Source organism: Pseudoxanthobacter sp. M-2 (assembly GCF_046156265.1).
In the GTDB taxonomy this organism is placed as follows: domain Bacteria; phylum Pseudomonadota; class Alphaproteobacteria; order Rhizobiales; family Segnochrobactraceae; genus CAMDHY01.
In genome coordinates this window covers 223,393-238,353 of sequence record NZ_JAWDIR010000044.1, presented here as the reverse complement: position 1 = coordinate 238,353, position 14,961 = coordinate 223,393, and the positions used below count along the sequence as shown (strand labels likewise).

13 protein-coding genes are annotated in these 14,961 nt (G+C 69.9%); 5 read left to right on the top strand and 8 right to left on the bottom strand.

Annotation, left to right across the window (positions count from 1 at the left end):
* Position 1: 1 nt before the first annotated feature.
* Complete coding sequence (gene urtA, locus RUR49_RS20880) at positions 2 to 1,285, bottom strand: urea ABC transporter substrate-binding protein (RefSeq protein ID WP_409148458.1); 1,284 nt, start codon at positions 1,283 to 1,285, stop codon at positions 2 to 4.
* 298 nt (positions 1,286 to 1,583) lie between these two features.
* Here urtA and RUR49_RS20875 point away from each other — a divergent pair, with 298 nt between their 5' ends.
* Together RUR49_RS20875 and RUR49_RS20870 are read left to right on the top strand one after the other, a co-directional pair.
* Positions 1,584 to 5,003: an ATP-binding protein gene (locus RUR49_RS20875; RefSeq protein ID WP_409148362.1), complete on the top strand. Its 3,420-nt coding sequence runs from the start codon at positions 1,584 to 1,586 to the stop codon at positions 5,001 to 5,003.
* A complete protein-coding gene (locus RUR49_RS20870; protein ID WP_409148361.1) occupies positions 4,996 to 5,937 on the top strand; it encodes a response regulator in 942 nt (313 codons plus the stop codon). The genes RUR49_RS20875 and RUR49_RS20870 overlap by 8 nt, the downstream gene beginning before the upstream one ends.
* Positions 5,938 to 5,953: 16 nt before the next feature.
* On the opposite strand, the gene RUR49_RS20865 is transcribed toward RUR49_RS20870, so the two are convergent.
* Together RUR49_RS20865 and RUR49_RS20860 are read right to left on the bottom strand one after the other, a co-directional pair.
* The gene (locus RUR49_RS20865) at positions 5,954 to 6,541 is read right to left on the bottom strand and encodes an HD domain-containing protein (RefSeq protein ID WP_409148360.1); all 588 of its coding nucleotides are present in this window, start codon (positions 6,539 to 6,541) and stop codon (positions 5,954 to 5,956) included.
* Complete coding sequence (locus RUR49_RS20860) at positions 6,538 to 7,710, bottom strand: TauD/TfdA family dioxygenase (RefSeq protein ID WP_409148359.1); 1,173 nt, start codon at positions 7,708 to 7,710, stop codon at positions 6,538 to 6,540. Before RUR49_RS20860 ends, RUR49_RS20865 begins: the two co-directional genes overlap by 4 nt.
* Before the next feature lie 179 nt (positions 7,711 to 7,889).
* On the opposite strand from RUR49_RS20860, the gene RUR49_RS20855 reads away from it, so the two are divergent.
* On the top strand, positions 7,890 to 8,276 hold the full coding sequence (locus RUR49_RS20855; RefSeq protein WP_409148358.1) for a YciI family protein: 387 nt from the start codon (positions 7,890 to 7,892) through the stop codon (positions 8,274 to 8,276).
* A gap of 116 nt (positions 8,277 to 8,392) precedes the next feature.
* On the opposite strand, the gene RUR49_RS20850 is transcribed toward RUR49_RS20855, so the two are convergent.
* Genes RUR49_RS20850 through RUR49_RS20840 form a run of 3 tightly spaced genes read right to left on the bottom strand, consistent with a single transcriptional unit; the run spans position 8,393 to position 10,497 of the window.
* Complete coding sequence (locus RUR49_RS20850) at positions 8,393 to 8,860, bottom strand: hypothetical protein (RefSeq protein WP_409148357.1); 468 nt, start codon at positions 8,858 to 8,860, stop codon at positions 8,393 to 8,395.
* A 31-nt stretch (positions 8,861 to 8,891) separates the two neighbouring features.
* Complete coding sequence (locus RUR49_RS20845; protein WP_409148356.1) at positions 8,892 to 10,175, bottom strand: type II toxin-antitoxin system HipA family toxin; 1,284 nt, start codon at positions 10,173 to 10,175, stop codon at positions 8,892 to 8,894.
* Positions 10,165 to 10,497, bottom strand: coding sequence for a helix-turn-helix transcriptional regulator (locus tag RUR49_RS20840; protein ID WP_409148355.1), 333 nt, complete (start codon positions 10,495 to 10,497; stop codon positions 10,165 to 10,167). Before RUR49_RS20840 ends, RUR49_RS20845 begins: the two co-directional genes overlap by 11 nt.
* Positions 10,498 to 10,728: 231 nt before the next feature.
* Between RUR49_RS20840 and RUR49_RS20835 the strand changes: the two genes are divergently transcribed.
* On the top strand, positions 10,729 to 11,235 hold the full coding sequence (locus RUR49_RS20835) for a DUF2199 domain-containing protein (RefSeq protein WP_409148354.1): 507 nt from the start codon (positions 10,729 to 10,731) through the stop codon (positions 11,233 to 11,235).
* Positions 11,236 to 11,243: 8 nt separating this feature from the next.
* Here RUR49_RS20835 and parC read toward each other — a convergent pair whose 3' ends face one another.
* A complete protein-coding gene (gene parC / locus RUR49_RS20830; RefSeq protein WP_409148353.1) occupies positions 11,244 to 13,487 on the bottom strand; it encodes a DNA topoisomerase IV subunit A in 2,244 nt (747 codons plus the stop codon).
* Between the two features lie 176 nt (positions 13,488 to 13,663).
* On the opposite strand from parC, the gene RUR49_RS20825 reads away from it, so the two are divergent.
* A complete protein-coding gene (locus RUR49_RS20825; protein WP_409148352.1) occupies positions 13,664 to 13,945 on the top strand; it encodes a hypothetical protein in 282 nt (93 codons plus the stop codon).
* A 124-nt stretch (positions 13,946 to 14,069) separates the two neighbouring features.
* Here RUR49_RS20825 and RUR49_RS20820 read toward each other — a convergent pair whose 3' ends face one another.
* Positions 14,070 to 14,894 (bottom strand): chromate resistance protein ChrB domain-containing protein, encoded by an 825-nt coding sequence (locus RUR49_RS20820; protein WP_409148351.1) that lies wholly within the window; start codon positions 14,892 to 14,894, stop codon positions 14,070 to 14,072.
* Positions 14,895 to 14,961: the final 67 nt, after the last annotated feature.

The following is a 14,961-nucleotide window of genomic DNA, read 5'->3' as shown; positions in this document are numbered from 1 at the left end:
ATCACTGGGTGGCGCCGCCGCACTTGCCGGTCGCGACGTTGAAGTTTCCGCACTTCATCGGCGCCCGCCAGTCGGAGATCAGGTCCTTGGAGTCGGGCAGGTAGTCCGACCACTCGTCGCCGACGACGAGGCCCGAGGTCTCCCAGACGACGTCGAACTGGCCGTCGCCCTGGATCTCGCCGATCAGCACCGGCTTGGTGATGTGGTGGTTCGGCATCATCGCCGAGAGGCCGCCGGAGAGGTTCGGCACAGCGACGCCGATCATCGCGTCGATCACCGCGTCGGGCTCCGTGGTGCCGGCCTTCTCGACCGCCGCGACCCACATGTTGAAGCCGATGACGTGGGCTTCCATCGGGTCGTTGGTGACGCGCTTGTCGTTCTTGATGAACGCCTGCCAGGTCTTGATGAACTCCTCGTTCTCCGGCGTGTCGACGCTCATGAAGTAGTTCCAGGCGGCGAGGTGGCCGACCAGCGGCTGGGTGTCGAGGCCGGCGAGCTCTTCCTCACCGACCGAGAACGCCACCACCGGGATGTCGGTCGCCTTGATGCCCTGGTTGCCGAGCTCCTTGTAGAACGGCACGTTGGCGTCGCCGTTGATGGTCGATACCACCGCCGTTTTCTTGCCGGCGGAGCCAAACTTCTTGATGTCGGCGACGATGTTCTGCCAGTCGGAGTGACCGAACGGCGTGTAGTTGATCATGATGTCTTCGTCGGCGACACCCTGGGCCTTCAGGTAGGCCTCGAGAATCTTGTTGGTCGTGCGCGGATAGACGTAGTCGGTGCCGGCGAGCACCCAGCGCTCGACGCCCTCGGCGGCGAGGTAGTCGACGGCCGGGATCGCCTGCTGGTTCGGGGCGGCACCGGTATAGAAGATGTTCTTCGAGGACTCTTCGCCCTCGTACTGCACCGGATAGAAGAGGATGCCGTTCAGTTCCTCGAACACCGGCAGCACCGACTTGCGCGACACCGAGGTCCAGCAGCCGAAGGTGGCGGCGACCTTGTCCTCGGTCAGCAGCTTGCGGGCGAGTTCGGCGAAACGCGGCCAGTCGGAGGCCGGATCGACGACGACCGCCTCGAGCTGCTTGCCGAGCAGGCCGCCCTTCTTGTTCTGCTCCTCGATGAGCATCAGCATGACGTCCTTGAGGGTCGTCTCGGAGATGGCCATCGTGCCGGAGAGCGAGTGCAGGACGCCGACCTTGATGGTCTCTTCCTGCGCGGAAGCCGCCGTGAACGCGGCGGCTGAGACGGCGGCGGCGAGCCCGAGGGCACGGCCGGCGCGGAGCATCGAAGCGGGAAGCGCGGCAACGGCGCGCGTTGCCGTATCGGCAAGCGTCCGTGCCGCCTCGCGATGGCCTAGAGACATGGCAGTCCTCACTCTGATCTGGGTTCTGGAAGCGGCACCGAGCCCCGTTGCCGCCTGCCTCGACTGTGACCATGACCGCCAAATGGGCATATACGTCGATTGACGTACCGGCGTGCGGCGGCACCACCAGCCGCCAGCGCCCGGGGGCGCCCGCGGCACCATTCTTGCTGGTCGCGCGGTGGGGGCGCGCGTCCCCGAAGCGGGGAACGACGACGGGCTCATGGCGGGACGGCAGCGCATCCTACCGGTCCGGCGGGACTACAATCGCTGGGTCGCCAACCAGACGCTGGAGGACTACGCCCTTCGCTTCACGGCGAAGAGCTCGCGGCGCTGGGCGTCGGGCCGCGTCGCGCAGACCGCCATCGGGGCGATCTCGTTCCTGGCGCTGGAGGCGATCGGCGGCGCCATCACGCTCTCCTACGGCGTCGCCAACACGATGCTCGCGACCCTCGTCGTCGGCATCATCCTGTTCTTCACCGGCCTGCCGATCAGCCACTATGCCGCCCGCTACGGCGTCGACATCGACCTCCTCACCCGCGGCGCCGGCTTCGGCTACATCGGCTCGACGATCACCTCGCTGATCTACGCGACCTTCACCTTCATCCTGTTCGCCATCGAGGCGGCGATCATGTCGTCGGCGCTGCAGCTGTGCTTCGGCATGCCGCTGTGGCTCGGCTACATCGTCAGCGCGGTGGCGGTGATCCCGCTCGTCACCCACGGCGTCACCTGGATCAGCCGCTTCCAGATCGTCACGCAGCCGCTTTGGATCGTCCTCAACCTGCTGCCGGTCGGCTTCATCCTGATGCAGGACTGGCCGTCGGTGGAGGCGTGGCTCGCCTTCCCGGGCTTGGCTGCGCAAGCCGCCGGCGAGGTCGACGGCCTCGACATCCTGAAGTTCGGCGCCGCCGCCTCCGTCATTCTCGCGCTGATGCCGCAGATCGGCGAGCAGGTCGACATCCTGCGCTTCCTGCCGCCGGGCGCATCCGGCGACGCGAAGTCGCCCGGCAGCGGTGCCCCCGGCGACGCCAAGGCCCGCCGCAGCTGGCGCTGGGCGCTTTTGTGGGGCGGCCCCGGCTGGATCATCCTCGGCGCGCCGAAGCTGCTGTTCGGCTCGCTGCTCGCCTACCTGGCGCTCACCCACGGCGTCTCGCCGGAGCACGCCGCCGAGCCCGCCTACATGTACCAGCTCGCCTTCGGCTACGTGCTGCCGTGGCCGAACGCGGTGCTGCTCCTCACCGCCGCCTTCGTCGTCGTCGCGCAGCTGAAGATCAACGTGATGAACGCCTATGCGGGCTCGCTCGCGTGGTCGAACTTCTTCTCCCGCCTCACCCACAGCCACCCCGGCCGCGTCGTCTGGCTGATCTTCAACGTCGCCATCGCGCTGCTCCTGATGGAGCTCGGCATCTACCAGGCGCTGGAACAGACACTCGGCCTGTTCGCCATCGTCGCCGTCGCCTGGCTCGGCGCCATCGTCGCCGACCTCGCCATCAACAAGCCGCTCGGGCTGTCGCCGCCCGGCATCGAGTTCAAGCGCGCCCACCTCTACGACATCAACCCCGTCGGCGTCGGCGCCATGGGCATCGCCGCGACGGTGGCGATCGTCGCCTACACCGGCGTGCTCGGAGAGATCGCCCAGGCCTTAGCGCCGTTCCTGTCGCTCGGCACGGCTTTCGTCGCGGCGCCGGCGATCGCCTGGGCGACCGGCGGCCGCTACTACCTCGCCCGCAAGCCGCGCGCCGCCTGGCTCAAGATGTCGACGCTCCAGTGCCGCATCTGCGAGCACCCCTTCGAGCCCGAAGACATGGCCTACTGCCCGGCCTATGCGGCGCCGATCTGCTCGCTCTGCTGCTCGCTCGACGCCCGCTGCCACGACCTCTGCAAGCCGAAGGCGCGCCTCGAGAACCAGCTCCTCACCGTCGTGCGGGCGCTGCTGCCCGCCCCGCTCGCCGCCCGCTTCTCGATCCGCATCGCCCAGTATGCCGGGCTCTTGGCACTGCTCACCGCCGTCATCGGCATCGTGCTCCTGCTCATCCACTTCCAGACGACGAGCTTCGCCGCGGCGAGTGCCGGCGTCATCGAGCAGGCGCTGTGGGCGGCCTTCTTCATCCTCTTCATCCTCGCCGGCATCGTGGCGTGGTTCTTCGTGCTGGCGCAGGAGAGCCGCCACGTCGCCCAGGAGGAATCCGCCCGCCAGACGACGCTGCTGCTGAAGGAGATCGACGCCCACCGCAAGACCGACGCCGCCCTGCAGCGCGCCAAGGAGACCGCCGAGGCCGCCAATCTCGCCAAGAGCCGCTACGTCGTCGGCCTGAGCCACGAGTTGCGCACGCCCCTCAACGCCGTGCTCGGCTACGCCCAGATCCTCGAGCGCGACGGCGCCGTGCCGCCGGAGCGGCAGAACGGCGTGCGCGTCATCCGCCGCTCCGCCGAGCACCTCTCCGGCCTGATCGACGGCCTGCTGGATATCTCCAAGATCGAGGCCGGCCGGCTGCAGCTCTACCGCAACGAGGTGCGCATCGCCGACTTCCTCGACCAGCTCGTCGAGATGGTCCGCCCGCAGGCCGAGGCGAAGGGCCTCGCCTTCGTCTTCGAGCGCCGCGACGCCCTTCCCGAAGTCGTCACCACGGACGAGAAGCGGCTCCGGCAGATCCTCATCAACCTCCTCTCCAACGCCATCAAGTTCACCGAGGCCGGCACAGTCTCGCTGCGCATCGGCTACCGCAACCAGGTCGCCACCATCGCCGTCGAGGACACCGGCCCCGGCATCCCGGCGGAGGACCTGAAGCGCATCTTCGAGCCGTTCGAGCGCGGCGCCGACCTCGCCGCCCGCGCCGTCCCCGGCCTCGGCCTCGGGCTGACGATCACCAAGCTGCTCTCCGAACTGATGGGGGGCGAGGTGACGGTGGCGAGCACCCCCGGCACCGGCAGCACCTTCACCGTCCGCCTGATGCTGTCGGCCGTCGCCCACCCCGTCGCCGTCCGCCCGACCCGCAGCGTCCGCGGCTACGCCGGGCCGCGGCGGACCATCCTCGTCGTCGACGACGACGCCGACCACCGCGCCCTGATGCGCGAACTGCTGGAGCCGATCGGCTTCACCGTCCTCGCCGCCCCCGACGGGCCGAGCGCCCTGATGCTCGCCGCCGAGTTGAAGCCCGACCTGTTCCTGCTCGACATCGCCATGCCCGGCATGGACGGCTGGACGCTTGCCGCGGCGCTGCGCAGCGCCGGCCACCGCGAGGCTGGGATCGTCATGCTGTCGGCCAACATCGGCGAGCTCCACCCGCCCGGCGGCGAGCGCGCCTTCCACGACGAGACCCTCGGCAAGCCCTTCGACCTCGCGCAGCTCCTCGACCGCCTGCAGACGCTGCTGACGCTGGAGTGGATCGACGAGCCGCCTGTCGCCGCCCCGCCGCAGCCCGGCGCCTCCGCCTCCGCCCTGCGCAGTCCCGGCGACGAGCACGTCGCCGAGTTGCTTCGCCTCGGCCGGATCGGCTACGTCCGCGGCATCGAGAAAAAGCTCGCCGAGCTCGACGCCGATCCCGACAACAAGCCCTTCGTCGAAGCCGTGCGCGGCCATCTCGGCCGCTTCGACTTCCGCCGCCTCACCGCCACCCTGGAGTCGATCGACGCCGATGAGTGAGCTGCTGACGTCTCGGGACATCGTGCTGGTCGTCGACGATTCCCCCGAGACGCTCGGGATGCTCACCGACGCGCTCGAGCAGTCGGGCGCCACCGTGCTCGTCGCCACCGACGGCGAGGCGGCGCTCGACCTGACCGGCCGCATCACCCCCGACGTCATCCTGCTCGACGCCGTCATGCCCGGCCTCGATGGCTTCGAGACCTGCCGGCGCCTGAAGGCCGCCGGCGCCGTCGCCCACGTCCCCGTCATCTTCATGACCGGCCTCACCGAGACCGAGCACATCGTCCGCGCGCTCGCCGCTGGCGGGGTCGACTACGTGACGAAGCCGATCGTGCTCGACGAGCTGTTCGCCCGCATCCGCGTCCACATCGCCAACGCCCGTGCCGCCGCCAGCGCCCGCGCGGCGCTCGACAGCGCCGGGCGCTACCTCGTCGCGACCGGCCGCGACGGCACGGTGCGCTGGTGCACGCCGCAGGCGATCCGCCTGCTCGGCACGGCGCTCACCGGCGAGGGCGGCGTCGTCGCGCTCCCGATCGCCGTGCGGCTGTGGATCGCCGCGCTGGCCGGCGACAAGGCGTCCGCCGACCGCGGCGGCAGTGCGGCCCCGTCGGTGTCGCTCGCCGGCCGCGACGGCGCGGCGCTGACGCTGTCCTTCCTCGGCACCACCGGCGAGGACGAGCTCCTCTTCCGCCTCGTCGGCGACGACAGCGCGGATCAGACGGCGGCGCTGCGTCAGCGCTTCCAGCTCACCGCGCGGGAGGCGGAGGTGCTGCTCTGGATCGCCCGCGGCAAGGCGAACCGGGACATCGGCGAGATCCTCTCCTTGAGCCCCCGCACGGTGAACAAGCACCTCGAGCAGATCTACATGAAGCTCGGCGTCGAGAACCGGGCGTCGGCCGCCGTCGCCGCCACCCGCGCGCTGGACGGCGGCTGAGGCGTCGCCGTCGTCGTCAGGCGGCGAGATGCCGGTCGACGACGCGCTGCAGCAGCGGCCGGTAGTGGTCGAAGGGCGCGGTGGCCAGGTCCGGCTCCTTGCCCGCCTCGTCCCACAGCCGCACGCGCACGGCGTCGGCGTGGAAGGGATCGGTGCGGAAGGCCGCCACCTCGTCGGCGCTCATCGGCCCGCCCTGCAGCGACAGCGTGTGGACGGAGGCGGCCGAGAGCTTGCCGAAATAGGAGGGGTCGGTGGCGCAGAGATAGCGCTTCGCCGCCACGTGCAGCTTCACGCATGCGACGACCCGCGGCGGGAAGAAGCCCGCCAGCACCGCCGCCCCCGCCTCGTCATGGTGGCGATCGTGGGTGTCGTCGGGCGTGTAGGTGCCGAACTCGCTGGTGAAGTGACCGATGTCGTGCAGCAGCGCCGCGGCGACGAGCTCCTCGTCCGCCCCCTCCAGCGTGGCGAAATGGGCGCCCTGCAGCATGTGCTCGGCCACCGTCACCGGCTCGCCGAGATATTCCTCGGCGCCGCGGCGGGCGAAGATGTCGGCGAGCACGGCGACGATGGTCTCGCGCGTCGGCGCGGTGCTGTCGGTGGTCACGCGGCGTCCTCCTCGATGGCGGCGAGCGTCGACAACAGCCCGTCCTTGTCGGCGTAGCAGCCCTGCAACCAGCGTTCGCCGCTGCCGGAAAAGGCCGTGCGGGCGTGCAGCACGCGGGTGTTGTCGACGATGAAGAGCTCGCCTGGCGCAAGCCGGAACGACACCGCCATCGCCGGGTCTTCCAGGATCTCGGCGAAGCGGCGCAGCGCCGCGTACCAGCGCGGCATCTCGTCGAACGGCACGTCGGTGACGGCGGCGGCCGAGCGGTTGTTGAAGCGGATCGCCGTGAGCCGCCCGTCGGGCGCAAGCTCGATCACCGGCCGGCGCGACGAGAGCCGCACCCCGGCCTCGCCGGCGTACTCGAAGCGCGCCGGGAAGGTCGTCAGCGCCTCGAACAGCGCCGGGCTCTCGTCGCGGAGCCGCTCGGCGATGCGGAAGCCGTCGACCACCGTCGACAGGCCGCCCTCCACGGTGTTCTCGAGGCACATCAGCAACTGCAGCGTCGGCACCGGGTCGCGGTAGGGATTGTCGGTGTGGGCCTGCAGGCCGAGGTTCGTATAGGCGAGGTTGGTCGGGTTCACCTCGGCCCGCACGTCGAACAGGCGGCCGTAATTCGTCTCGCGCACATAGCCGAACAGCTCGACGACGCCGCAGACGCTGCCCGGCTCGCGCGGCACGCCCGAGAGGATCGCGACGCCGTGCCGGCGCACGCCGGCAAGCCATACCGCCAGTGCGCCGCGGTCGGCCGAGATCTCGGCGAAGTCGGCGCGCGTGACGGCGCCGGAGCGCGCGGCATCGAAGGTCTCGACACCCTCGTCGACCCGCCCCGGCCGGCGGTCGACCGGGCGGTCGTAGCGACGGGCATGGAGCCAGGCGGCGGGGAACTCGACCGTCCTGCCGTCGGCAGCGTCGCCGTTCGCCGCCGTTCCGTCCGGCGCAAAGCGCACCGCGAGACCGCCCTCGGTCGTCACCGCCACGTCGGCGATCGTCGTCGCTTCCGGAATGTCGAGGATGGTGACGAGCCGCTGGCCGTTGCGCGGGCTTCGCGTCCCGGCGTCCAGCGCATTGTCGCGCAGCCAGAGCGCGTGGAAGCGCGCGGTGCCGCCGACCTCCCAGGTCAGCCGCGCCGCCGCCCCGCCGTCGATCACCTCCGCCCCGCTCAGTCGCATCGCCCGCCCCCGCGCTCCGTCACAGCACTATTGCCACGCCGTGACGGTGCGGTGAACGGGAGGCGGCGCCTCCCCGGAGCACCCCGACGAGGAAGACAAGCCACGCGGGGTTGCGTCCCGTGTCGGGATCGGCTGGTCTCAGGCGTCCTTGATGGTCGCCCCCAACCCGCGAGGTCCCGATGCTCTACGCGATCCTGGCCTATCACGAGGAACACATCGTCACGTCGTGGACGCCGGAGGAGGACGCGGCTGTCATGGACGGCCTGCGGGAGGCGCACGCCCGCGTCCGCGAGAAGGGCACCCTCGGCCCCGCCGCCCGCCTCGGCGCGACGAAGAACGCGGTAACGCTGCGCGGCCCCGGCGAGGGCGTCGTCCTCGACGGCCCGTTCGCCGAGACGAAGGAACAGCTCCTCGGCCTCTACCTCTACGACTGCCCCGACCAGTCCACCGCCATCGCCGCCGCCCGCGACCTCCACCGGGCGAACCCGACGGCGGTCTACGAGATCCGGCCGGTGCGGCTGATGCTGCCGGGGGAGACGCTGGAGCCGAGCGAGGCCGAGGTGTAGGGGGCAGCCGCGCTGCGCGTGTGGCGCAAGGCGACAATGAATGACCGGTGCCCTGGGAACCGGGTTCGAAAACTGATCCGCTCGACCGACGGAAAACCTGTGGCAGCCACAGCGATTCAGATGCCGTGCTGCGCGATATAAAAGTCGACAAATTCTTCCAAGTCTGAGAACGCCGCCGTGTATATTGCTTCTTTCGGCCCGATCATTTCCGACAGTATCCTTGGACCGACACTTGAGCGAAGATCTACTGAGATATAAAATTCCGTTGGATAGACCCAACCGATGACGTACCCTGCTGTGAGATCGATATCTCCTGGGGGATATTCATCGCATGGCTGCCCCCAAAGAATTTTTGAGCCTGGATCACGCATAATCTCATTTTGATAAAATATCGTGCTCACGTCAAAAAAATGTACAAATGGAACTTGAGACCGATCGGAAAGCGGATGGACGGGAAATCTTCTGAGCCACACTTCGCTCTGGTGCTCGCCCGCCCAGTCCGGCCGCCGCATCAGCGCCGCCAAGCGCGGGTCGACCAAGAAGCCATTGAGGATCAGGGGTTCATCATTGGCTGGAAGGTGCATCGGCCTCTCTTGGGGTGACCTACAGACGACATCAGGCGCCGGCGACCGCGCCGCCGGCGTAGTCCTCGAAAGCATAGTCGTTGAGGAACTGCCGGCGCCAGAAGAAGGCGCGGTCGACGCGGCTGAGGCGCGCCTCTTCGCAGGCCGCGTCCCAGTCCCGGCGGATCGCCTCGACCTGTGCGTCGATGATCGCGCGAGCCTCGGCGTCCTTCAGCAGGAAGCGTGGCGCGGCCCTGCGACAGGTCTCCAGCCGGCTGCGCCGGTCATTGCCGTCGACCAGCATCGCCTGGTTCGCCTCCCGCCCCCTGCGCGCCTGCGGGCAGAGGTCGTAGGCCGGCGTCAGGCTCAGTACCGCGCCGTCCCAGAAGGCGGCGTGGTTGCGGGCATGGTCGTCGGTGTTGCCGGTCAGCACATTGAAGACGAGGCGGCCAAACAGCTCCCGCAGCGTCTCGCGCGGCGCCGTGAAGCGGGCGCGGACCAGGTCGGCGAGATCGCCGTATCTCGCGTAGCGCGCCTGCATCTCGTCGAGCCCGAGCATCGTCAGCGCCGACACCATCGCGCGCCGCGTCCAGCCGGGGGAGGTCAAGGCGCGGTCGAACCGCTCAACGAGAAGAACATCCTTGCCGGCGGCCTCGACGAGTTCGACCGGCGCCACGTCGAGGCCGGCGCGGGCAGCGAGCCGCATGGCGAGATACTCCGCCTTTACGACGGGATAGAAGTCGTTGCTCGCCGAGAACTTGGCGATCAGCTTGCGCGATCCGTCGGTGATGAGCGCCTTCGGCCGGGCGCCGCCGATCGAGCTGCCGTGGAACAGCGCCCGGTCGAGGTCCGGCGGCACAGGCTCGCCGCGCTCCACCCGGCCGGCGGCGTCCAGCAGCGCCTCGAGGGGCGCACCTTCCGCGTCGCGCGGCCGGTAGGCGTGGGGCGAGGCCTGGAAATCGAGCGCGCCGGCGCGGTCGGAGCCGGAGTGGAGCAGGAATGTCAACTCGTCGAAGTCGACGCGGCCGGCCGCCTCGCCCGCGAGCCCGGTCAGGCGGTTGACGATCACCCGCCGCCCCCACGCATCCGGCGCGCCGTCGCGCAGACAGCCGGCGATGCCGAGTGGCGGCGGTGGCGCAATGGCGCCGGGCCGAAGCGGCAAGTCTGGCAGATATAGCGCGATCGCCTCCGGCCGCTCCAGATAGGAGCGGCCGTAGTTGAAGACGAACGCGCCTCTCTCCGCGGCAAGACGCCCGGCCACCACCGGGTCGGTCGCGCCCGGCAGCCACACCCAGACGAACGCCTCCGTCGGCCGCTCCGCTGGCTCAGAAGTCATCCTTCACCTCCCGGCGCGGCCGGACGGAGCGGGGCATAAGGGTGAGGGTGTCCTCGATCCGCGCGATGTGAGGCGCGAGCGGCCCGCCCTCGGGATCGAACAGCGGCACTCCGACGAGCGTCGCCGCCTCGAAGGCGAGGCCGATCTCGACGCCGGGCTCGCCCTTCTCGATTGCCTGGAGGGTGCTGCGGGCGATGCCGATCCGAGCCGCGAGATCGGCCTCGGTGAGGCCACGCTGCTTGCGGGCGAGCCGGATCTGCGCCCCGAGCAGCCTCAGGGCCTCCAGTGTGGCGCGAGAGTAGGTGCGCAGGCGGGGCGCCATGGAGCGGATCCAACAATGACCGTTTAAACAGTCATAATGAGCATTCCTGACTGCCGCAACGGTCATTGGGGGATGTGGAACACCGCTCGGCGGCTCCTTCGGCCGTACAAAAGTGCCGCGCGAGCTCGACGGCAGTCGGGCCGGCCAGTGCCGGCCGGCAGGGAGTGCAGTTCCGGCTCGTCGACAACCGGTGCGTTCATCGCCTACGATTGGTCTGGACTGTCAGGGGCCATGGCGATGGCGTTCTCTTTCCGTTGCGCGAGTTGCGACGAGGTGCACAACGGAATGCCGGCCCTCGGGGCTCCGGCGCCTGACGCCTGGTACCGCCTTTCCGAGCATGAGCGAGCCAGCCGCGCCGAGCTGAGCGACGAAGAATGCATCATCGACGAAAAACGTTTCTTCGTCCGCGGCCTTTACGTCATTCCGGTTGCCGACGAGGACGAACCCTTCGCCTGGATCGTCTGGGTGGAGTGTGATCGAGAGGCTTTCATGACCTGGCTCGATGGTCACGAGACCGACGACCGCGAAAGCCTCGGTCCCCTTTCCGGTGGGTTGAACAGCAACCTGCCAGGATATTCCGCAAGCACACTGGGGGTCCCCGTCACCGTGTGGATGCAGAACGGCGGCCAGCGGCCGATCGTCCTCGCCGGCGACACGCACCATCCGATCGCCGCGGAGCAGGACGGCATTTCGGCCACCCGCCTCGCGGAGATCTACGCCGTCGCCCTGCACGGCTGACGCCGCCCCTACCCCCCGAACCTGTTCGTCCGCGGGAAGCCCGGCGGCGGCAGCCGGCCCGCCGTGGCGCGGTCGCTGGTCCAGTCGGCGAGTTCGGCCATCGTGCGGGTGAACTGGCGGCCGGAGCCGTCGGTCCAGGTGAGACCCGCCTCGGCCTTGAACACCTTCACGTCCGACAGGCCGCCGTCCTTGTAGCGCTGCAGGCGGACGCCGCGGCCGCGGGCCATCACCGGCACCTGCGACAGCGGGAAGACCAGCAGCTTGCGGTTCTCGCCGATGATCGCGACCATGTCGCCGTCGGCCGGCACCAGCGCCTGTGCCGTCTCGGTGCCGGCGACCGTGATCAGGAGCTTGCCGGTGCGCTTGGAGGCGACGAGGTCGTCCTCCTCCACCACGAAGCCGCGGCCGTCGCTGGAGGCGGCGAGCGCCTTCGCGCCCGGCCGGTAGACGGCAACGCCGGCGACGTCGCTGCCCGCCTCGAAATCGACCATCAGCTTGATCGGCTCGCCGTGGCCGCGCCCGCCGGGAAGCTTGTCGCAGGTGAGCGTGTAGACCTTGCCGCCGGTGGCGAGCACCAGGAGACGGTCGGCGGTGCTGGCAGGGAACACCGCCTTCAGCTCGTCGCCCTGCTTGAAGGCGAGCGCGGAGGTGTCGGCGCCGTGGCCCTTCAGGGCGCGGATCCAGCCGAGCTTGGAGACAACGACGGTGATCGGCTCGCGCTCCACCGCCGCCTCCAGCGCCTCGGCGGCGGCGGCCACCGGGGCCTCGGCAAAGGTGGTGCGGCGCTTGCCGAGCGGCGTCTCCGGCCCGTAGGCCTTGGCGATGCCCTTCACCTCCTCGGCGACGCGCTTCCACAAGAGCGTTTCGGAGCCGAGCAGCGCCTCGAGCCCCGCCTTCTCGGTCGAAAGCGCCGTGTGCTCCTTGCGGATCTCCATTTCCTCGAGCCTGCGCAGGCTGCGCAGGCGCATGTTGAGGATGGCTTCGGCTTGCGTCTCGGTCAGCGTGAAGGCGGCGATCAGCTCGGCCTTCGGGTCGTCCTCCTCGCGGACGATCTGGATGACGCGGTCGAGGTCGAGATAGACGATCAGGAAGCCGTCGAGGATCTCGAGCCGCGCGTCTACCTTGGCGAGGCGGTGGCGCGAGCGGCGGACCAGCACGTCCTTGCGATGGTCGAGCCAGGCCTGCAGCGCCGCCTTCAGGCCGATCACCATCGGCACCTGGCCGCCGACCAGCACGTTCATGTTGAGCGGGATGCGCACTTCCAGATCGGTGGCGCGGAACAGCTGCTCCATCATCACCGCCGGGTCGACGGTGCGGGCGCGAGGCTCGAGGATCAGGCGCACGTCGTCGGCCGACTCGTCGCGCACGTCGGCGAGCAGCGGCACCTTCTTCGCCTCGATCAGCTCGGCGATGCGCTCGACGAGCTTGCCCTTCTGCACCTGGTAGGGGATCTCGGTGACCACCACGAGGTAGGTGCCGCGGCCGAGGTCCTCGGTGTGCCAGCGCGCCCGTACGCGGAAGCCGCCGCGGCCGGTCTGGTAAGCGAGCGCGATCTCGTTCGGCGGGTCGACGACGATGCCGCCGGTCGGAAAGTCCGGCCCCTGCACGAACGCCATCAGCGAGGCGGGCTCGGCCTGCGGCGTGCGGATCAGGTGGAGGGCGGCGGCGGCGAGCTCGGCGACGTTGTGCGGCGGGATTGACGTCGCCATGCCCACCGCGATGCCGCTCGAGCCGTTGGCGAGCAGGTTCGGGAAGGCGCCGGGCAGCACGATCGGCTCGTCCTCGGAGCCGTCATAGGTGGCGCGAAAGTCCACCGCGTCGTCGTCGATGCCTTCGAGCAGCCGGGCGCCGACGTCGGTCAGCCGCGCCTCGGTGTAGCGCATCGCCGCCGCGCCATCGCCGTCGAGCGTGCCGAAGTTGCCCTGGCCGTCGACAAGCGGATAGCGCACCGCGAAGTCCTGGGCGAGGCGGACGAGGGCGTCGTAGACCGACTGGTCGCCGTGCGGATGATACTTGCCGATGACGTCGCCGACGACGCGGGCGCACTTCTTGAAGGCCGCGTCTGGGTCGAGGCGCAGCTGGCGCATGGCGTAGAGGATGCGCCGGTGCACCGGCTTCATGCCGTCGCGCACGTCCGGAAGCGCCCGGTGCATGATCGTCGACAGCGCGTAGGCGAGATAGCGCTCCTCGAGCGCCGACTTGAGGTCGACGGGCTCGATGACGGCGTCGGGCGGATTCGGCTTGTTCACCATAGGTTCCGGGATAACCGGCGACGGCGCGGCGGGCAAGCGCCAGCGCGGCGGCATCCCCGGAAAAGGCGCGCTTCTCCCCCGCGTGCGATCGACGGACGCACGAACGCGCCGCCGAACAGCATGCTATGAGAGCGATGGGCTGCCGTCAGAAGGCCGGCGGGACGTGGGAGAGAACGATGTCGGTCTTGTCGAAGGTGCTGGGTTTTTTCGGGAAGAAGGACGCGCCGAAGGGAGCCGCCAAGCCGGCCGCGAAGAGTGCCGGCGGCAAAGGCGCCGCCAAGGCAGAGACCAAGATCGCCGGCAAGGCTGAAGCCAAGGCCGCCGGCAAGGCGGCCGCGAAGACCGCCAGCGGCCGCACCGGGGCCCCCGCGCCCATCAGCAAGGCCGACGCCGCCAAGGAGGCGCAGCGGACCCGCAACAAGGCCGCCCGCAAGGCCCGCAAGCGCAATCAGGCCTGAGCGGCGGGCCTTCGCGACGGCGACGCGGCTGCAGACACCGGTCAACCGGTACGGCGGCGACCCGCCACCGGCAACAGACGGCGCCACTGGCCCGGAATGACGGGCGGCCGCCTCGCGGCCCCGGTCATGCCGCCATCGTCGGCGGCCACGCATGCCCCTCGTGCTGCCCCGACCGGCACCAGACATAGAGGGCATCGTAAAGCACCATGCCCTGCTCGAGCATCGCCCGGTCGTCGGCGATCAGCGCCGACAGCCCGAGCGAGATGGCGAACAGCCCGGCCGACTGTGGCGCGAGGTCGAAGCGGTCCGTGTCGGCGCCGCGAACGATCGTGGCGAGCCTGTCGAGTGCGGGGTCGCGGATGTCGTAGAGCGCAAGGAAGGCGTCGAACGAACAGAGTTCGCCGTCCACGCCGGCGTGCGTGAAGACGACGCCGGGGACGTCGTATGGGGTGGCGCCCGTCGCCGCTGCGACCGCGAGGACGCTGGCGGCGGGCACGTAGTCGAACGTCGCCTCCGGGTCGATGAAGCGGCGGACGAGCCACGGGCAGGCGATGCGGTCGATCTTCGGTCGCTCGCGCGTCACCCAGCGAGGCCCGAACGGCAGCTTGCGGCGCGTCGGCAGGCCGGCGGCCTGCCAGGCCGCGATGCCGTCGGCCAGGATGCGGGCGTCGCCGCCGAGGTCGCGCAGCGCCGCCGCCGCCGTGCGACTCACCTCGTGACCGTGGACGCAGTAGAGGATCACCGGCCGGTCGCAGGGCAGCTCCGCCGCCCACTCGCCCAGCGTCTCGGGCGCTCGACGCACGGCGCCGACGATCATCACCTCGCTGTCGTCGAACGCCGGCCCACGGCGGACGTCGAGGAGAAGGGGCGTCTGCGACGTGCCGAGCCGCTCGGCGAGATCCGGCGGCGAAAGGACAAAGGGGTCGGAGGCGGGGTGGTCGTCGTCCATGGCGCAATCCCCTCGTGCGAACGAGTGTTGCGCAGGGCCTGGACAGTCGACCGTCTGACGGGAAGCC